18 protein-coding genes are annotated in these 18,866 nt (G+C 64.1%); 9 read left to right on the top strand and 9 right to left on the bottom strand.

Features of this window, described 5'->3' with window-relative positions; translation table 11 throughout:
- Nucleotides 1–32 precede the first annotated feature (32 nt).
- Both LK12_RS07050 and LK12_RS07055 read right to left on the bottom strand, forming a co-directional pair.
- Nucleotides 33–1,109, bottom strand: coding sequence for an LLM class flavin-dependent oxidoreductase (locus LK12_RS07050; RefSeq protein ID WP_039281032.1), 1,077 nt, complete (start codon nt 1,107–1,109; stop codon nt 33–35).
- 43 nt (nt 1,110–1,152) lie between these two features.
- A complete protein-coding gene (locus tag LK12_RS07055; RefSeq protein WP_082010397.1) occupies nt 1,153–2,037 on the bottom strand; it encodes a TauD/TfdA dioxygenase family protein in 885 nt (294 codons plus the stop codon).
- A 247-nt stretch (nt 2,038–2,284) separates the two neighbouring features.
- On the opposite strand from LK12_RS07055, the gene LK12_RS07060 reads away from it, so the two are divergent.
- Entirely contained in the window at nt 2,285–3,022 is a 738-nt protein-coding gene (locus tag LK12_RS07060; RefSeq protein ID WP_039281034.1) for a TetR/AcrR family transcriptional regulator, read from the top strand.
- Nucleotides 3,023–3,025: 3 nt separating this feature from the next.
- Here LK12_RS07060 and LK12_RS07065 read toward each other — a convergent pair whose 3' ends face one another.
- The 6 genes from LK12_RS07065 to LK12_RS07090 all read right to left on the bottom strand — a co-directional run bounded on the left by LK12_RS07065 (nt 3,026) and on the right by LK12_RS07090 (nt 8,512).
- The gene (locus LK12_RS07065) at nt 3,026–4,177 is read right to left on the bottom strand and encodes an NADH:flavin oxidoreductase (RefSeq protein WP_039281036.1); all 1,152 of its coding nucleotides are present in this window, start codon (nt 4,175–4,177) and stop codon (nt 3,026–3,028) included.
- A 48-nt stretch (nt 4,178–4,225) separates the two neighbouring features.
- Complete coding sequence (locus LK12_RS07070) at nt 4,226–4,807, bottom strand: nucleotidyltransferase family protein (protein WP_039281039.1); 582 nt, start codon at nt 4,805–4,807, stop codon at nt 4,226–4,228.
- Nucleotides 4,804–5,793 carry an XdhC family protein gene (locus tag LK12_RS07075; protein ID WP_039281041.1) on the bottom strand — a complete coding sequence of 330 codons (990 nt, stop codon included), beginning with the start codon at nt 5,791–5,793 and terminating at the stop codon, nt 4,804–4,806. Before LK12_RS07075 ends, LK12_RS07070 begins: the two co-directional genes overlap by 4 nt.
- A gap of 73 nt (nt 5,794–5,866) precedes the next feature.
- Nucleotides 5,867–6,469, bottom strand: a complete 603-nt coding sequence (locus LK12_RS07080; RefSeq protein ID WP_039281043.1) for a TetR/AcrR family transcriptional regulator — start codon at nt 6,467–6,469, stop codon at nt 5,867–5,869.
- A gap of 65 nt (nt 6,470–6,534) precedes the next feature.
- A complete protein-coding gene (locus tag LK12_RS07085; protein ID WP_052223237.1) occupies nt 6,535–7,182 on the bottom strand; it encodes a murein L,D-transpeptidase catalytic domain-containing protein in 648 nt (215 codons plus the stop codon).
- Between the two features lie 85 nt (nt 7,183–7,267).
- Nucleotides 7,268–8,512 (bottom strand): polyhydroxyalkanoate depolymerase, encoded by a 1,245-nt coding sequence (locus LK12_RS07090; RefSeq protein WP_039281046.1) that lies wholly within the window; start codon nt 8,510–8,512, stop codon nt 7,268–7,270.
- Nucleotides 8,513–8,709: 197 nt separating this feature from the next.
- Here LK12_RS07090 and LK12_RS07095 point away from each other — a divergent pair, with 197 nt between their 5' ends.
- The 8 genes from LK12_RS07095 (at nt 8,710) to ribA (ending at nt 17,940) form a co-directional block, all read left to right on the top strand.
- Nucleotides 8,710–10,542 carry an ABC transporter transmembrane domain-containing protein gene (locus tag LK12_RS07095; RefSeq protein WP_039281048.1) on the top strand — a complete coding sequence of 611 codons (1,833 nt, stop codon included), beginning with the start codon at nt 8,710–8,712 and terminating at the stop codon, nt 10,540–10,542.
- A gap of 103 nt (nt 10,543–10,645) precedes the next feature.
- Nucleotides 10,646–12,778 (top strand): M13 family metallopeptidase, encoded by a 2,133-nt coding sequence (locus tag LK12_RS07100; RefSeq protein ID WP_039281050.1) that lies wholly within the window; start codon nt 10,646–10,648, stop codon nt 12,776–12,778.
- Between the two features lie 151 nt (nt 12,779–12,929).
- Nucleotides 12,930–13,742: an undecaprenyl-diphosphate phosphatase gene (locus tag LK12_RS07105; RefSeq protein ID WP_039281052.1), complete on the top strand. Its 813-nt coding sequence runs from the start codon at nt 12,930–12,932 to the stop codon at nt 13,740–13,742.
- A gap of 5 nt (nt 13,743–13,747) precedes the next feature.
- Nucleotides 13,748–14,530, top strand: a complete 783-nt coding sequence (ppk2, locus tag LK12_RS07110; RefSeq protein WP_039281055.1) for a polyphosphate kinase 2 — start codon at nt 13,748–13,750, stop codon at nt 14,528–14,530.
- 145 nt (nt 14,531–14,675) lie between these two features.
- On the top strand, nt 14,676–14,843 hold the full coding sequence (rpmG, locus tag LK12_RS07115) for a 50S ribosomal protein L33 (protein ID WP_039281057.1): 168 nt from the start codon (nt 14,676–14,678) through the stop codon (nt 14,841–14,843).
- A 42-nt stretch (nt 14,844–14,885) separates the two neighbouring features.
- Nucleotides 14,886–15,545 carry a LolA family protein gene (locus tag LK12_RS07120; RefSeq protein WP_039281059.1) on the top strand — a complete coding sequence of 220 codons (660 nt, stop codon included), beginning with the start codon at nt 14,886–14,888 and terminating at the stop codon, nt 15,543–15,545.
- Between the two features lie 539 nt (nt 15,546–16,084).
- The gene (gene xth, locus LK12_RS07125) at nt 16,085–16,873 is read left to right on the top strand and encodes an exodeoxyribonuclease III (RefSeq protein ID WP_039281062.1); all 789 of its coding nucleotides are present in this window, start codon (nt 16,085–16,087) and stop codon (nt 16,871–16,873) included.
- A gap of 32 nt (nt 16,874–16,905) precedes the next feature.
- A complete protein-coding gene (gene ribA, locus LK12_RS07130) occupies nt 16,906–17,940 on the top strand; it encodes a GTP cyclohydrolase II (RefSeq protein WP_231568265.1) in 1,035 nt (344 codons plus the stop codon).
- A 3-nt stretch (nt 17,941–17,943) separates the two neighbouring features.
- Here ribA and LK12_RS07135 read toward each other — a convergent pair whose 3' ends face one another.
- Nucleotides 17,944–18,786, bottom strand: coding sequence for a TauD/TfdA dioxygenase family protein (locus LK12_RS07135; protein WP_039281064.1), 843 nt, complete (start codon nt 18,784–18,786; stop codon nt 17,944–17,946).
- Nucleotides 18,787–18,866: the final 80 nt, after the last annotated feature.

Consider the following 18,866-nt stretch of genomic DNA (forward strand, 5'->3'; position numbering starts at 1 on the left):
TGGTTTTTTCGCCCCTCGGGGGCAATGACAGCTTACGCCATGGCCGGCTCTTCCTCCTTGAGCCTCGGCATGACCTTGTCGGCAAAGAGCTTCATCTGCTCGTACACATCCTCGTAGGGCATGCCGCCGAACGAGAAATTGGCGATGATTTCGTAGTCGCCCACCATCGCCTTGCGCTGGAGGTGCTTCTCGTAAAGCTCCTCGGGCGTACCGATGAGGTTGCCGCCGATGTAGTCCTTGTAGGCATTGTGCGCGCCGCCGCGGGCTTCGGCCGCCTGGCCCATATAGGCATAGGTGGCATAGCTGGGCAGTGACTTGAAGTGATCGGACATGAACTCGTAGTGGTTCGCCACCTGCAGGAACTGCGCCGAGAAGTACTTATCGGTGTACTCGGTCACCTTGTCCTTGTCGTCGAAGCAGACCATGAAGTCCGAGATGACGAAGGGCGGTGCGGCCTTGCCGTGCTTGGCCTTGAAGGTGTCGCGGTAATTGTTGATTTCCGGCAGCGCCTTGGACCAGTCGCCCTGGCTGAAGCGCAGGGCCTTGAGCCCGTAGTCTGCCGCCACTTCGGCGGAAGAGGGCGACATCGAGACCATGACCGCCCGGTCGCGGCTCCAGCCTTCGGGGCGGGGGCGGATTTCGGTTTCGGGAATCTGGAACCACTTGGTGTCCGCCTTGACGATCCCGGTTTCGAGACCGTCCATGATGATCAGCGCGGCTTCGTCGAAGATCTCGCGGCTGTCGGCCAGATCGCGCCCGAACGATTTGAACTCGCGGCGGGCGGCACCGCGGCCCATGCCGAGGACGGCGCGGCCTTCGCTCAGGCTGTCGAGCATGGCCATCTTCTCGACCACGCGCAGCGGATCGTTCCACGGCAGGATGATCGCGGCGGGCATGAGCTTGATGGTCTTGGTCTTCGCCGCGACGTAGCTCAGCGCCTGCACCGGGTCGGGGCAGGCCGCATAGTCGGTGAAGTGGTGCTCCACGCATGCCGCGAAGTCGAAGCCCATGGCCTCCGCTTCGACCATGAGCTGCGTTTCGCGCCGGAAGAACTCCATGTCGCTCTCGCCGCGAAGGTTCTGGTATCCCAGGTGTACGCCTACCTGCATCGATCTCTCTCCTTGAATGTCTGGTTGTCTCGTTGGAGCAGCATCAGGCTGCTGCTTCCGCCATCTCGCCCGGTGCCGTCACCGGTTCCTCTCCGTTGAGAGTGCAGCGGTGAAATTCGCGCTTGCTCCCCGCTTCGAAGGGCATGGCTCGGTGCATCGCGCCGGTATTGTCCCAGATCGCGAGGTCGCCCAGTTGCCACTTGTGCCGATAGACATACTCGTCCTGCGTCGCGTGGATCATCAGCCGCTGCAGCAGGTCGTGGCTCTCCGCCGGGTGCATGCCTTCGACGTAGGCCCCCGACGTGCTCAGCACGAGCGACTTGCGGCCGGAGCGATGCTGCCACACCAGCGGGTGCGAACGTTCCGGGTAGCTGCACCAGATTGCGAATTCTTCGGGCGTGCAATTGCGCTTCGCAGGAAACAGCGCGGCTTGCATCGTGTGAACGACCCGCAGCGTTTCCAGCCAGGCCTGCTCTTGCGCCGGCAGGTCCTCGTAGGCGGCGTAGGTACTGGCGAACATCGTGTCGCCGCCTTCCTCGGACAGCCGATAAGGTGTGAACAGTGTCGCGAAGGGCGGCACTTCCTCGTAGGTGCCGTCCATGTGCCAGAGGTGGTTGCCGAACAGGAACCGCGCGTAGTCCGGGTTCACTTTCGGGTCGAGGCTGACCTTGAGTATCCCTTCGTCGCCTTCGTTCAGCGTCTTGCCGTCGGCGCCGCGCTTGGCGCCGCCGATGCGCAAGTCGCCCAGCGTTCGCGCGACGGTGCGCAGCTCCGCGTCGCTGAGGTGCAGGTCGCGCACGACGATCGCGCCGCGATCGACCAGCAGCTTGCGGATTTCTGCGGAATGCTCGCCGCTCAGCAGGGCGGCCTTGTCGAGCTTGAGCTCCGAACCGATCCTGGGTGTCAAATCGACAGTTGGTAAGGTCATGTGGCTCCACTCCCGTTCAATCCGCGCGACTCGTCCGGCCCGCTGCGACTGAATGTTACCTATGGCGTTTCAATAACACTGATTCTCCTGCTCGTCACGGGGGTAATTCGCATCTAAAGCAATATTTAGTACCTTTATCGTTTTATATTAATTTGCCGCCCGGGTGCAGAGGCGATAGGGTGATAGTGCAGGCGTGACGCCGAGCAATGAGAGGGACTTGCGCGTGGCTGGAATTGCGACGACCGGGATGCGGACGGTCAAGAGAAGGCCGGGGCGGCCTTCGCTCAGCAACGAGGAACTGCTTGACAAGGCGCTCGACCTGTTTCTGGAAAAGGGTTTCGCCGGCACCAGCATCGACGCGATCTGCACCGCCGCAGGCATGGCCAAGCGCACGGTCTATTCACGCTACGGTGACAAGGAAACGCTGTTCAAGGCCGCGCTCAGCCGCGCGATCGACGAATGGATCGTACCCATTGACCGCCTTCGCGAGCAGGAGAGCGAGGACTTCGAGGCCAGCCTCATAAGAATCGGCGAAATCCTTGTCACCAATGTGCTGGGACCGGCCGGTCTCCGGTTGCTGCGCCTCACCAACTCAGAATCGGTCACCATGCCCGAGATTTCGCTCGAGAACGTGCGCCGAGGGACCGAACCGACGTTGCAGTACCTTGCGGACCTGTTTCGCCGCCGACTCGGAGATGAGAACGGCAATTTCCCGGATGCCGAAGAGGCCGCGCAGGCCTTTCTCAGCATTGTGGTGGGCGGTCCTGCGAGCAATGCCGCCTGGGGCATGAACATCGACATGGCTTCGGTCGAACGTCATACGCGCTATTGCGTGAGGCTGTTCCTGCATGGCCTTCTGGAGGAATCCGCTTCCCCGCCCGAGAACGAGGCCGGTCAACTGCGCCGGCTCCTGCGCGACGCCGAAGACCGCCTTGGCGAAGCTCGTGGGCGCATCGAGGAGGCGACCCGTCTCGTCCGCGACTGAGCGCTATTCGGTCACATGCGCCATCAGCGCTTCGTCCAGCGCCTTGGGTGAAAACGGCTTGAGCGCATCCGTCCGGCCTGCCTGAACCAGTTTCGGCCAGTCGGGCTCGGCAATCATCGAGCGGCCGACGGCGACGAGATCGAAATCGCCGCGGTCGAAGCGGCGCATCAGATCGTCGAGCCGCGGCAGGTCTAGCCCCGAGGTCTTGCCTTCACCGAGGTTCGAGAAGAAGTCGCTGTCGAGACCGATCGAGCCGATCGTGCAGGTGGGAACCCCCGTCACCTTCTTGACCCATCCGGCAAGGTTGAGATCCGAGCCGTCATCGAAGGCCGGCTCCCAGAAACGGCGCTGCGAGCAGTCGATCAGATCGACGCCGGCTTCGACCACGAGGCTGAGCAGTTCTTCCAGTTCCTGTGGCGTTTCGGCCAGACGCGCGGTGTAGTCGACCATCTTCCATTGCGAGAGGCGCAGGATCAGAGGCATGCCCGGCTCCAGTTCGGCACGGCAGGCGCGGATCACCTCTGCCGCGAACTGGCCGCGTGCGCGGGCCGAGCCGCCATAGCGGTCGGTGCGATGGTTGAGGGCCTTCCACAGGAACTGGTCGATCAGATAGCCGTGTGCGCCGTGGAGCTCGATCCCGTCGAAGCCCAGCTCCACAGCCTTGCGCGTGCCGCGAGCATAGGCGGCGATGACCTCGTCGATCTCGGCCTGCGTCATGCCTTCGCAGACCTTGTTGTCGGGATCGATGTAGCCCGAGGGGCTGACTTGTCCGAGTTCGGGTCGATAGGCCAGCGGGCCGCCGGTCAGCACGTCCGGGCCCTTGTAGATCAGCCCGACGTGCCACAGTTCCGGCACGCAGATACTGCCCTTGGCGTGGACCTTGGCCGCGACGTTGCGCCAGCCGGCAAAGGCGTCCTCGCCATGGAAGCGACCTAGCAACGGATTGTCGCCGGACGATGGGTGATCGATGTAGACGCCCTCGGTGATTACGAGGCTCGCACCGCCTTGCGCGCGGCGGGCATAGTAGTCGGCGGCTTCCTCGCCCGGCACCCCGCCTTCGCAGACCTGCAATCCCATGGGTGGGAAGACGATGCGGTTGGGCAGGGTGAACTTGCCAAGCTCGAACGGCGTGAACAGGGGGCTGAAATCGGTCAAGGACGCTCTCCCGGGTGCTTTGCCGCGAGGTCCCTGGCACGCGGCGATTCAGTTCTTGTCGGCCCGGTCCCTGCCCGCCAGCCACCCGAGGTCTTCGGGCCGGTCCACGTCGAAATGTATGGCCGGATCTGTACAGTCGTCAAATACTACGTCGTCTCGCGTACGCAGAAGGCGTCCCGCGCCTTGATCGCCGGTCAGGTTCGCGATGTCCGCGAAGGCGGCGGAAGCGAGCAGAACGGGGTGCCCAGGGCGCCCGTCGTGTCGGGGGATGGCGGCATAGGCATGGCCGATCGTTTTCGCCAGCCGGGCCGCCTCCGCATGAGGAACCCGTGGCATATCGCCCAGAAATATGAAGGCGCCGTCGGCATCCGCCGCTGCGGCTATGCCGGTCTTCAGCGAATCGGACAGGGCGTTGCTTTCGATGCGGAGGACCTCGACCGAGGGCTCGCCTGCCCACGAGCCGGTGTCGAGGCCGGGCCGGGCAACGACGATGACGCGAGATACGGGCGCGGCGCGGGCGGCGCGGATCGCGTGGAACAGCAGCGGCTCGCCGTCGAGGGTGGCACTGAGCTTGTCGCTGCCGAAGCGCGTGGCATGGCCTGCCGCCAGTACCACCGCGACATAGCTCATGCCCGTTCGTGCGCCGGATTGAGCGCCTGCATGATCTCGGCGATGATGCCGGTGGCCACTTCCCAGGGCGATTTGCCCAAGCCGGGAATGCCGGGGGAAAGGTGCAGGCGGGAGAGCTCTTCCTTGCTTGCGCCGAGCGCTTCCAGCGCCTTCAGCCGGCCGTGCGCGCGCGACTTGGCGCCGATCATGCCGACATATCCCGCACCGCCGCGCAGCGCTGCCAGGCAGCCGCCGAGGTCGTGCTCGTCTTCGTGCGTGGCGCCGAGATAGCCGGTCCAGCGGTCGACGCCGAGGTCCTGCAGCGCGGAATCGGGGGCGGAGCGCAGATACTGCGCGACGGCAAAGGGTGGAGGGCTAACCGGTCCCTGCGGGCGGACCAGAATCGTCTCGAACTGGCCCAGAGCGCCAAGCTGCGCAGCGGCCAATGCGCCGGGGTCGCCGCCCGAGACGATCAGGCGGCGCGGTGGATCGTATCGCCGGGCAATCTGCAGGGGGGCTTCCGAGTACGTCAGCAGCGGCCCCGAAGCGTCGCGAACCGTGCGCGTCCTGCCGTCGCTTTCCCAGATGCAGGGGCGCCGTTCGCGGGCATGGCGGAGCAGTTCCGCGATTGCCGCATCGCCGGGTTCCGCCCGCTCGAGAAGAATGTAGAGCGCGCCGCCGCAGCGCAGGCGGATGTCGATCCACGGACTGCCCAGGCCGTAGTGCAATCGGCGCGGCTCGCCGTCGGTAAGGACCTGCGCAGCGTGATTGGCGACATCGCCTTCGATGCAGTCGCCGGAGAAATAGCCTGTTGCCGTTACGTTGCCATCGTCACGAAGGGTGAACAGCATCTGCGCGCCGGGACCGCGCGGAGCGCTGCCTTCGACGCGGTAGAGCGTGGCAAGCGCGGCCGGTTGCCCGTCAGCGACAGCCTCGGCCAGCGCTGGACGGATGTCGTCCACCCAGCCGAAGGTCGGCCAGTCGCCGTTTTCGATTTCTCCGCTCACAGGCTTTCACCCGAATGCCGCGACCGCATCGTGAGGCTTTCCAGTCTTATCAATGATACAGGGTGTTTCGTAACTATGGCGCAGGCGCGCGCTTTTCAACCTTGTCGCCGATGAGCGGGGCGATGACCAGACGGTGCAGGATCGTCGCGACGTCCTTGGCGTCGAGATCGTTTTCCTGCCCCAGCCACCAGGCGAGAATGTCGAAGGTGGAGCCGGTTCCGTGGACCACGCCGAGATCGGACGGCAGCCACTCCGGGGTCGTACGGGCTTCCTCCACCAGCGCGCGGGCCTGACGGATGAACTCCTCGCGCACGATGGCGGCGGCGCCACCGGTCAGCAGGGCCGACCACAGGCGGGCATGGTCGGCGACGTAGCGGCACAGCGCCAGCGTCGATTCATAGCTGTTGGATTCGTAAAGCACCGGCACCGTCATCGCGAGCAGATTGCCGATCTCGTCGGTGGCGATGTCGCTGAGCAGGGCTTCCTTGTCCGGATAATGCCGGAAGAAGGTGGCATAGCCCGTACCGGCGCGCGCGGTGATTTCGCGAATGGTGAGCTGATCGAACGACCGCTCTTCCAGCAGAGCGAGCAAGGCCGAGTTCAAGGCCTTGCGAGACCGGATCTGGCGCGCATCAGTCGGCATGGCGCGCTTTGGCGATGTCAGGGTGCCCTCCATGGCAGATTGGTAACACTGCGTTGCATGAGTGTCGATGCCCGTACCGCCGGGGCGAAGCGGTGTCGTCAGGCTTCGCCGATGCGGTCGGCGAATAACAGGCGCCCGCCGGAAAGGTGCCAGAGCGCTTCGTTGAAGTTCCCGTTGCTCATGGCGAAACAACCTTCGCTGCGCCCGAGCTTTCCCCATTTGTCGATCATCGCCTGATCGACGTACCAGGCCGGGTGCATCACGATCGCACGTTCAAGCGCGGTCGAATTGTCCGGATCGAGCCCGACGAGACGGATCGAGGTACCGTACTTGCCTTTGTACCACTCGCAGGTGAGGTAGGCCCCGCGCGAGGTCGCTTCGGAGCCGGGGACCTTGGAGAACGACTGCAGCCAGCCGCTGTGCTGGGGATCGGAGCCCTTGCCATGGGCCAGCAGGAACGAGCGGACTGTGCCTGCCTCGAGATTGGCAAAGTGCAGGCGGGGTTTCCATGAGGGCTGGGCAAAGTCGGCAATGCCGACCAGATCCGACCGCCACACCTTGCCCTCGACCCGTTGCACCTGAGCGGATGCCACGTCGAGGATGCGGCGCTCGTAGGGCGTAAGCGGGGAAGCCGATGCGCCGGTGGCCATCGCGTCTTCCGCAAGGGCGCGAACCGGCAGCGTCAGGCCAAGGCCTGCTGCCAATCCGCCCTTGAGGATTGTTCTGCGTTCAACCGCCCGTTTCATGGTGCAGGAAATACCACAATCAATTGCACCACGCCAGCCGGCCCACACGTGCGATAATTGCAGGCCAGCGGCGCTTTGCCGCCGCTCAGGCGACGATTTTCAGGGGCTTCTTCTGGTGCTGGCGGATCCAGTCCTCAAGCACGGGAGCAATAAGGTTTCGCCACTTGCTGCCGTTGAAAATGCCATAGTGACCCACGCCGTCGGCCAGGAAGTACTTCTTCTGATCGTCCGGCAGCTTATGGGCCAGGTGCAGGGCTGCCTTGGTCTGTCCGATGCCGGAGATATCGTCCTTCTCGCCCTCGACCGCGAGCAGCGCCGTGTCGCGGATGCCGGCAAGATCGATCACTTCGCCGCGGTGGACGAATTCGCCGTTGGGCAGCGAGTGGCGCTGGAACACGTGCTCGACGGTCTGCAGGTAGAATTCGGCGGTGAGGTCGCAGACCGAGCGGTACTCGTCGTAGAACGCCTTGGTCGCCGCAGCGCCGTCCTCGTCGCCTTCGACGAGGTGCTTGAACATGCCGTAGTGGCTGATCATGTGGTTGCCCAGGTTCATCGCCATGAACCCGGCAAGCTGCAGGAAGCCCGGATAGACCCGGCGCCCGGCGCCCGGATAGGTCAGCGGCACCGTGGCAATCACGTTGTTTTCGAACCAGGACAGTGGTTGGTTCATGGCGACGTCATTGACGCTGGTGGGCGCCTCGCGCGTGTCGATCGGCCCGCCCATCATCGTCAGCGTCACGGGCCGGCAGGGATCCTCGTGCTTGCCCATCACGGCGGCCGCCGCAAAGGCCGGCACCGAAGGCTGGCACACCGCCAGCATGTGCGTGCCGGGGCCGATGTGGCGGAGGAAGTCGATAAGGTAGTCGATGTAGTCGTCCAGGTCGAAGCGACCGGCACTTGTCGGCACGATCTTCGCGTCGGCCCAGTCGGTAATGTAGACCTCGCAGGACTGGAGCATGCGCGCCACGGTTCCGCGCAGCAGCGTGGCGAAGTGGCCGCTCATGGGTGCCACGATCAGCAGTTTGGGTGCATTGGCGGGCAGGCCGTCGTGGCTGAATCGCAGGAGATTGCCGAACGGGCGATGAAGAATGATCGATTCGGTTACGCCATGGGTCTTGCCGTCGACCTCGACTTCCTCGATGTCGAAATCGGGCTTGCCGCGAGCCATCGTGGCATGCGCGAAGACATCGAGCGCAGAGGCCATGATCGGCCCGAAGCCGAAATAACCCATTGGCATGGCTGGGTTCGTCAGCATTTCCGCACCGACCGAAGCCCATGCTGCAGCGCCGTTCATCATGGTGCGCTGCAGCTCGTAAGCATTGTAAAGCAAAGTACGTCTCCTGGCCGAACCGTGCGGCCGTGAAATCGGAATATGTCCTAATTTGGGCGCTAGCACCCGATTGTGCAATGCGGCAATTCCGAATTGTCTGTGCGCCTGGCTCGATCGTTCTTCGGTCTCGGCTCGGACTTCGCGGATTCTCCGGAGGAGCCCTTTCCCTCGGCGGTCCCACGCTGTAAGGGCCCCGCATGGACGCCAAATCGGGTACGGCCGCACCGTCATCGAGCGAAGCCACCGTCAGCGAGACCCCCGCGCCACGACGCAGGAGCCTGGGGCCGCTGCGCCTCGTCTGGGGGCAGCTGTTCAACTATCCGACCCGCGCCCTCGTCGCGCTTTGCGCGCTGATCGTTACGGCGACCTCGACTCTTGCCATTCCCTGGGGATTTCGCCGGATCGTCGACCGGGGCTTCGCCGAGGGCGCCGATCCCTCGGCGATCGGCAAGTGGTTCCTGATCCTGATCGCCATCGTGTGCGTTCTCGCCCTGGGTACAGCCGTCCGTTTCTACACGGTGTCCTGGCTCGGCGAGCGCATCGTGGCCGACATCAGGCTGCGCGTGCAGCGTCACTTGCTGACGTTGTCTCCCAGCTTTTTCGAGACCAACAGCCCCAAGGAAATATCTTCGCGCATGACCGCGGACACCGCGATCATCGAGCAGATCGTGGGCACGAGCGTTTCGGTCGCCTTGCGCAATGCGATCATGGCTGTTGGAGGAACGGTCTACCTTTTTATCCTGGCCCCGTGGCTCACTGCCGGTTTGCTGGGTACGATCGTCATCGTGCTGCCGCCGATCATTCTGTTCAGCCGGCGCTTGCGCTCGGTTTCACGCAGCAGCCAGGACCGGATTGCCGACATCGGCGCGATGACCACCGAGGTCCTGGGCGCGTTGCGGGTGGTGCAGGCGTTCAACCAGGAGGCCCGGGAATACGAGCGCTTCAGCGGCGGGGTGGAGCGGACCTTCGCCACGGCAAAGCGGCGCATCACGATCCGCGCGATCATGACGGCCGTCATCATGGTGCTGATCTTCGGGTCGATCACCCTGCTGATGTGGCGCGGCGCCGTAGGCGTGGCCGAAGGGACGATTACGGGCGGCACGATTGCGGCCTTCGTGATTACCGGCGGCCTCGTTGCAGGGGCATTCAGCTCGCTTTCGGAAGTTTACGGCGATCTGGTGCGCGGTGCCGGCGCCGCCAGCCGCCTCGCCGAATTGCTGGACGAGCGCCCGATGATCTCGTCGCCGGCCCGACCGCAAGCGCTGCCCGAACCGGCCCGCGGCAAGCTCGCTTTCGAACGCGTGACGTTTCGTTATCCGTCGCGGCCCGATGTGGCAGCACTGCACGAATTCAGCCTCACCGTAGACCCGGGCGAGACGGTGGCTATCGTCGGCCCCTCGGGCGCCGGCAAGTCCACGCTGTTCCAGCTTGCTGAACGCTTCTACGATCCACAAAACGGCGTCATCAAGGTCGACGGCGTCCCGTTGCCCTCCGCCGATCCGGAGGCCATCCGCAAGCGCATTGCCCTTGTCCCGCAGGAAGGCGTGCTGTTCGCTGCCAGTGCGCGGGACAACCTGCGTTATGGCAACTGGAGCGCAGACGACGAGGCCATCTGGAAAGCGGCGCGCGCCGCCAATGCCGAACAGTTCCTGCGCGAATTGCCGGAAGGCCTCGATACCTTCCTGGGCGAAGACGGCGCCCGACTTTCGGGCGGCCAGCGCCAGCGCATCGCGATTGCCCGCGCGCTCCTTCGCGATGCACCGATCCTCCTGCTCGACGAGGCGACCAGCGCACTCGATGCCGAAAGCGAAAGACTGGTCCAGAACGCGCTTGAACATCTGATGGCCCACCGCACCACGTTGGTGATCGCGCACCGGCTCGCCACCGTGCGCAAGGCCGACCGGATCGTGGTCATGGAGAACGGGCGCATTGTCGAGGACGGCAACCACGACAGCCTGACTGCCGCAGGCGGTCTCTATGCCCGCCTGGCCGCGCTGCAGTTCGACGAAGGGCTGATTCCGCTCGGCTAACGACATTTACGGACTGGCGTTACGCAATTGGGTAATTATGTTACCTGTTTGAGACCGGTTTGCAGGCCGGTTTGGTTGTTTCCATCCCCAAGAAGGGTCGCACATGCACAAGATTCTGGGGCGGGCACTTGCTGTATCGGCAAGCGTGTCGGCCATTGTCCTTTCGCTTTCCACCGTTCCTGCCCTGGCGGACGATGATGCTCCGGCATTGTCGACCAACTGGGGCGATTTCGGCATCCAGACCGAGTGGATCGATTCCGGCGTGAAGCCTGGAAACGACTTCGACGAATTCGTGAACGGCAAGTGGAAGGCTTCGGTCGAACTGCCGGCCGACCGCACGCGCTGGGGCTCGTTCATAGAACTCAACGAACTGTCGCAGCAGCGTCTGCATGCCATCATGAACGACCTTGTGGCGGCTGACCCGCAGCCGGGCAGCGATGCCGCTCGCGTGGCAGCCGCCTACAAGGCCTTCATGGACACGGACGGTATCGACAAGGCCGGACTTGCTCCGGCGCAGCCCTATCTCGAGCGCATCTACGCTGCGAAGACTCCCGCCGACATCGTCCGTCTGTTCGGCGAGCCCGGCTATGCCTCGCCGATTTCGCTCTGGGTCGATGCCGATTCCAAGCAGAGCGACATCTATGCGCTGCACGCCAATATCGGCGGGCTGGGCCTTCCCGATCGCGACTACTACCTCAAGCAGGACCAGCGATCGAAAGACATCCGCGCGAAATACGCGTCCTATCTCGCGTTTCTGCTGGGCAAGGCTGGCTATGCCGATCCAGACAGCGCAGCGAAGGCCGTGCTGTCGCTCGAAACGCAGATTGCGCAGACGGACTGGGATCGCGCCGGCGCCCGCAATCGCGACCTCACCTACAACAAGCTGCCGGTTTCGGAATTCGAAAACCTCGGCTCGCCGGGTCTGCTCAAGACGTTCCTCGACACGGTCGGTGCTGAAAAGGCCGGCTACGTGATCGTCGGCGAAATGCCGCCGACAGCGGAGGAACTCAAGGAGGCCAAGATCGACGCGGCCCAGGCCGAGGCGCTGTTCGGGGGCGGTATGCCGGCCCTGGCCAAGATGCTCGACACGGTGCCGGTATCTACCTGGCAGGCCTATCTCGCCGCGCGCTTCCTCAGCAGCCATGCGTCGGTTCTTCCCACCGCGATCGACGACGCGCATTTCGACTTCTACGGCAAGACGCTGACCGGCCAGCCCGAGCAGCGCCCGCGCTGGAAGCGGGGGATCAGTGCCGTGGAGAGCGAAGCAGGTGAACTGCTCGGCAAGATCTACGCCGAGAAGTACTATCCGCCCGAACGCAAGGCGGCGATGACCGAACTGGTCGCCAACTTGCGCAAGGCCATGGCCGAAAACCTCAAGGACCTGAAGTGGATGGGGCCCGAGACGCGGCAGGAGGCGAAGGACAAGCTCGATGCCTTCACCCCCAAGATCGGCGCGCCAGACGAATTCAAGAAGTACGAGGGGCTGACGTTCTCCGCCTCCGATCCATTGGCCAACATGATTGGTGCGGGCGAATGGCAGACCAACTTCGACATGAACCGCATTGGGAATGAGGTCGATCGAGCCGAGTGGGGCATGCTGCCCGAGACGGTGAATGCCTACTACAACCCGACGATGAACGAGATCGTGTTTCCGGCGGCGATCCTGCAGCCTCCGTTCTTCAACATCGATGCCGATCCGGCCGTGAACTATGGTGCGATCGGCGCCGTGATCGGGCACGAGATGAGCCACGGCTTCGACGATCAGGGCTCCAAGTCGGACGGCACCGGCAACCTGCGCAACTGGTGGACGCCTGCGGACAAGGCTGCCTTTCAGAAGCTGCAGGACAAGCTGGGCGCGCAATACGACGCGTTCTGCCCGTTCGATGAGGGCAAGACCTGCGTGAACGGAAAGCTGACGATGGGTGAAAACATCGGCGATCTTGGCGGATTGAGCCTTGCTTACCGGGCGTACAAGCTTTCGCTCAACGGCAAGGAAGCCCCCGTGATCGACGGCTATACGGGCGACCAGCGGTTTTTCATGGCGTGGGCTCAGGTCTGGCGCAGCAAGATCCGCGAGGCGCAGGCCCGTCAATATCTTGTGACCGATCCGCATTCGCCGCCGCAATACCGCATCAACGGCATCGTCCGGAATTTCGACGAGTGGTACAAGGCCTTCGACGTGAAACCGGGCAACAAGCTCTATCTGCCGCCCGATCAGCGCGTCCGGATCTGGTAAAGGCGCACGATCTCCAGCCTCGCTGCGGGCGGCGCCGATGATGCCGCCCGCAGCGAGGACGACCGCCTCATTCGTCGACCGTACCGAAATTTTTGCATTGCAGCAGGAGCCGGGTTGACTTGCGCTGCGGGTCGGGCATGACCTGCCGCCGATGGACCTGACCTTTACCGCGATCCTCCTCGGCATTGTCGAGGGCCTCACCGAGTTTCTCCCGGTCTCGTCGACCGGACACCTCATCCTCGCCACCGAACTGTTCGGCTACAATGCCTCCCAGTGGGCCACGTTCAATATCGTGATCCAGCTGGGCGCGATCCTGGCCGTCATCGTGCAGTTCTGGCGCACGTTCTGGGCGGTGGGCACGGGTCTGCTCGAACTCAATCCCACCTCGATCCGCTTCGTGCGCAACGTGCTGGTGGCCTTCCTGCCCTCGGCCGTGATCGGCCTCGCGCTGAAGGACTACATCGACCAGATGCTCGGTCAGCCGAGCATCGTGGCCTGGGCGCTGATCGTGGGCGGCATCGCCATTCTCGTGATCGAGAAGGTCGCCAAGCAGGGCCCGCTGACCGGCGTTGCCGAGCTGCCGCTCAAGAAGTGTGTCGGCGTGGGGGTGGCGCAGTGCCTTGCCATGGTGCCGGGCGTCAGCCGTTCCGGTGCGACCATCATGGGCGCGCTCGCCATGGGCGTCGAGCGTCGCACGGCAGCCGAGTTCAGCTTCTTTCTCGCCGTTCCCACGATGATGGGCGCAACCACGCTCGAACTGTGGGGTGCCCGCGACAAGCTGATGGCCGGCGTCGGCCCGGTGGGCTGGAACGAGATCGCCATCGGCTTCGTTGTATCCTTCGTCGTCGCACTGGTTGTGATCAAGGCGTTCATGGCTTTCGTCAGCCGCTCGGGCTTTGCCCCCTTCGCCTGGTATCGCATTGCAGCGGGTGCGCTGGCCCTGTTTCTGCTGGCGAAGGTCTAGAGCGCATGGGTGACGGGCTGGGACGGAAGGAATACGAAGCCCTGCTCGAGCCGATGCAGGAGGAACTGGCGGGCATGGCCCGTTGGGCCAAGACTACCGGTGCCCGCATCGTGGTGTTGTTCGAAGGACGCGATACCGCCGGCAAAGGGGGCACGATCGGCGCGATCGCCGACCACCTCAACACGCGACAGTATCGCATCGTCGCTCTGCCGGCGCCAAGCGAGCGCGAGCAGGGGCAATGGTACTTCCAGCGCTACGTCCCGCATTTGCCCGCTGCCGGCGAAATCGTCCTGTTCGACCGCTCCTGGTACAATCGCGCCGGGGTCGAAAAGGTCATGGGCTATGCGACGGAACCGCAAGTGGAAGCATTCCTGCGCCACGCCCCCATCTTCGAGAAGCTGCTCACCGATGATGGCATCCTCTTGTTCAAGTACTGGCTGACCTGCGATCAGGAAAAGCAGGAGGAGCGCCTGTTCGAGCGGCTCGACGATCCGCTCAAGCGCTGGAAGCTCTCGCCGGTCGATTTGGCTGCGCGGGAGAAGTACGCGGAATACACCAAGGCGCGCGAACGCATGCTCGAGGCGACCCATACCCGGCATGCGCCATGGACGCTCGTCGATTTCAACGACCAGAAGCATGGCCGGCTCACCCTGATTCGCGATTTTCTGGATCGGTTGCCGGATACGCGGTGCGATCCGCCCGAACTGGATATGCCACCGCTCGATAAAAAGCCGAAGAAGGAGAAATTTGGCGTTCTCGAGCCGATCAAGCCGTTTCCGCTGCCTTGAAGCGGTGGCTTCGGCTTGACTTTCCCCCCTCTCTGACGCATGGGCCGCAGCCTTGAAGGGCGGCGCATTTCAGCCGCCCGATGTTTTTCAACGGAACAGGCCGACCTGCCAGGGCGGCTGAAACGAGAGATTACAGGAAACCGCCATGGCGAAGCCCGCAACTGTAAAGATCCGTCTGGTCTCGACTGCCGACACCGGATTTTTCTACGTTACCAAGAAGAATCCGCGCAACCAGACCGAGAAAATGAGCTTTCGCAAGTACGATCCCGTCGCGCGCAAGCACGTCGAGTTCAAGGAAGCCAAGATCAAGTAAGGTTCACGGTCGGTTAAAGGCTGTGTACCTAGGGACATAGCCATGAAGACCGTAACCAAGACTTTTCGCAATTTTGCAGGCGCGGCCGCTCTGGCCGCGCTTTCCATTCCTGCCGTCCTTCCCGCCGTACCGGCTCATGCCGCGTCGTCTTCGGCGGATCAGAAGAAGCTCGCGCAGGCGGTTGCCGCACTTCGCGGCATTTCGACGATGAAGGCGGACTTCGTCCAGACAGACCGCAAGGGGCAGAGTGTCGGTGGTACGCTGATTCTCCAGCGTCCGGGGCGCATCCGTTTCCAGTACGAGAAGAGCGCGCAGATGCTGATCGTGGGCGACGGCAAGGCGCTGACGCTCGTCGACTATGCGGTGAACCAGGTCCAGCGCTGGCCGATCAGCAACAGCCCGCTCGGTGCGCTACTCGATCCCAGTCGCGACGTCGCGAAGTTCGGCAAAGTCGTTCCGACCGGTAATCCGAACGTCGTGAGCATCGAGGTTCGCGACACCGAGCATCCGGAATACGGGATCATTACCCTTATCTTCGTTCGCGACGCATCGGCGCCCGGCGGGCTGGAACTGACTTACTGGGTGGCCCTCGATTCGCAGAATCAGCGCACCACGGTAGCCTTGTCCAACCAGCGCTATGGAGTGGCGATCGACAAGAATGCTTTCCGCTGGAAAGATCCCCGTCCGCGCAATCGTCGCTAGGGAAAGGCGTTCCGTCGTACGCCGTGCCAAACCAGCGACAAATTGCGACATTTTCCTGAATTTCGTTCACTTGCCAGCAAGGCGTTCGCTCCTAAATTGAACTGGTCAGTACGGCTTGAGGCGGGTTTTCCCCCCTGTTGCCCACGCCTCCTGAACCGGCCGTACTGAACTAGCGTGACGAACGCTTATGGAACCCTCGAGCCTCTGCCCCCGGCTCGAGGGTTTTCCTTTGTGTATTGCTGATTGGTCCAGGTCGTGCTGCGAACGGCACTGGTCTGCGCTTCCGGTGCTCACGGCCAGAAAGGCCGCTGCGCGCGGGTTCTCGACCAGCACCATTCTCGCTCCGGCCTGTATCCAATCAGCAAAATACAAATCTCGTTTCTTCATGTTCTGCCCTCCCGCATGCGGGAGGGCCGCGAGACTTCCCGAACCGCAGGTGAGGATAGTCGCAGCGGGGTGGGCTGATCGCACTGCGCTCTGTCGATCCATCGCCAAGCGGCCTCTGGCATTTCGCGGGCGCGGTGCCTAAAGCCTGCGCCATGAAGATTGCCACCTGGAACATCAATTCCGTTCGCCTGCGCATCGACCAGGTCGGGCGCTTCCTGACCGAGCACCAGCCCGACGTGCTGTGCCTGCAGGAAATCAAGGTTGCCGAGCACCTCTTCCCGCACGAGATGTTCGAACGTCTCGGCTACACGCACCGCGCCATTCACGGGCAGAAGGGCTACCACGGCGTCGCCACGGTATCGAAAGTGCCCTTCACCGAGTTCAGCCGCCACGATTGGCAGGACAACGGCGAGGCCCGCCATGTCGGTGTGGAACTGCAGGGCAAGGGGCAGGGCCTGATCCTCGAGAACGTCTACATCCCCGCCGGCGGTGACGTCGCCGACCGCGAAGTGAACCCCAAGTTCGGCCAGAAGCTCGACTTCCTCGGCCGCATGACCGAATGGGCGGACAAGATCGACCGCCCCACGCTGATCGTCGGCGACTTCAACATCGCCCCGCTCGATTGCGACGTCTATGACCACAAGGCGCTGCTCAAGGTGGTGAGCCACACCCCGATCGAGGTCGAGACCCTGAACCGCTTCAAGGACGCCCACGGCTGGGTCGATCTCGGCCGCGCGTTCATTCCCGCGCCCGAGCGCAACTATTCCTGGTGGTCCTACCGCAGTTACTGGCGCCAGAAGGATCAGGGCCGCCGGCTCGACCACATGTGGGCCTCTCCCGACCTGGCCAAACAGGCGAAAGCGCACCGCTTTGTCGAGGAAACCCGCAAGTGGGAAAAACCGAGCGACCACGTGCCGCTGATCACGGAGTTCGACCTCTGAGCACAGGCCTGCCTTCGCCCGGAGCGCGCAGGGTGGCGCTGGCGCTCGATGCGCTGCGCCACGGCTGGCCGGTGCGCGTGGGCGACGGGGCCGTGCTGCTGCCGGCGGAGACCGGCTTTGCCGGCGGGGCCACGGCGCCGCGCATGCTCATCTCTGCAGCGCGCGCCGTCACGCTCAAGCTGGCCAACCAGCGCGAGGCGGCCGTGCCCGAAGCGCCGGTGCTGATCCGTGCAGCCGAGCCGTTCGATCTCGAAACCGCGCGCGCTGTTGCCGATCCGGCGCTGGATCTCGTCCACCCCATGAAGGGCCCCTTTGCCGCCGAGCACATCGGTGACGTCGAGGCGGCTCGGGCGGCGATGGAACTGGCACGGCTGGCCGGTATTCTCCCCGCGTTCCTCGTGGCCCCGGCACTCGATGGCGAGGTTCAGGACGTATCCGCGGCGGACCTTGCCGAATGGAAGGACGCCAGCCGCATTTCCATTGCCTCGCGTGCACGCCTGCCTGTGGCTGCTGCGGAGGATGCCGAGATCGTTGCCTTCCGGGCGCTCGACGATCTGCGCGAGCACGTCGCGCTGGTCATCGGCAGGCAGAATGGCGATCGGGCGCCGCTGGTGCGTCTGCATTCGGAATGTCTCACCGGAGACATCCTCGGCAGCCTCAAGTGTGACTGCGGGCCGCAGCTCGACGCCGCGCTGCATGCGATGGCCGACGAGGCGAAGGCTGGCGGCTGGGGCGTGCTGCTCTACCTGCGGCAGGAAGGGCGCGGCATCGGCCTCATCAACAAACTGCGCGCCTACCGGCTGCAGGACCAGGGCTTCGACACCGTCGACGCCAACAACCGGCTCGGCCTGCCCACCGAAGCGCGTGATTTCCCGGTGGCGGCGCGGATGCTCGAACTGCTCGGCGTCCATGCGATCCGGCTGATGACCAACAATCCCGCCAAGGTTGCCGCATTGCAGGGGGTCGGCGTCGAGGTGATCGAGCGGGTCCCGCACCAGTTGCCGCCCAATCCGCACAATGCGCGCTACCTCGAAACGAAGCGCGACCGCACCGGGCATCTGCTCTAGGCGTCAGACCACCATTTCGGTCCCGGCGATCGAGGTCCGGTGCATCTTGCGCCCGGAGGTCTCGTCGTAGGGGCGCACGCGGTGCATCACGCCGGTGTTGTCCCAGAGCACCAGATCGCCGTCCTGCCACTTGTGCGTGTAGCGGAACGCGGGCTGGGCCGCCCACTCGATCAGCCGCAGCAGCAGTGCGCGCCCGTCGGCAGGCGGCATTCCTTCGACGCGGTCGGCGCTGTAGCCGATCACCAGCGACTTGCGGCCGGAGTCGTGCGTCCACACGATCGGGCGCAGGCACCGGGAGTCGCCGCGCCACAGGGCCGTCTGCTCGGGCGTGGGATCATCGAAGATGAGCTTCATGCTCGGCTCGATGCTGTGGAACACCCGCAGGCCCTCGATCTCCTGCTTTTCCGCCTCGGGCAGTTCCTCGTAGGCGGCGTAGAGGCTGGCGAACTCGGTCTCGCCGCCCGTCGCAGAGAGCTGGCGCGCGGAGAGCAGCGTCGCCTTCGAGGGCGGCCGGTCCATCATCACGCCGTCGATGTGCCAGAAGAACGTGCCCTGCACGTATTCCTTGCGCCCGCCGAGCGCTTCTTCGAACGATACCTTGTAGACGTCCGGCATCTGCGTGTCGGTGCCGGGCGCGGGGGTGCCGAACTCCATGCGCGGGCCCAGCGCGTCGGTGAAGGCGAGCTGTTCGGCGTCGCTCACGCCGATGCGGGGGAACACCAGCACGCTGTGCCGCTCCAGCGCCTCGCGCACTGTCTCGACGACTTCCGGATCGCACAAGTCCGCGCGGTCGACCTCCACGGTCGCGCCGATGGCCGGTTTGATCGGGGTAACCCTGGCCTTCATCTGCCCACTCTCCGCTGTTCTGTTCTGCGGAAGAAGATAGCAGGCCCGGGCCCCCCGGTCATGCGCCGGGCAACTGTTCG

The sequence above is a fragment of the Novosphingobium malaysiense genome, assembly GCF_000802225.1.
Classification (GTDB): Bacteria; Pseudomonadota; Alphaproteobacteria; order Sphingomonadales; family Sphingomonadaceae; genus Novosphingobium; species Novosphingobium malaysiense.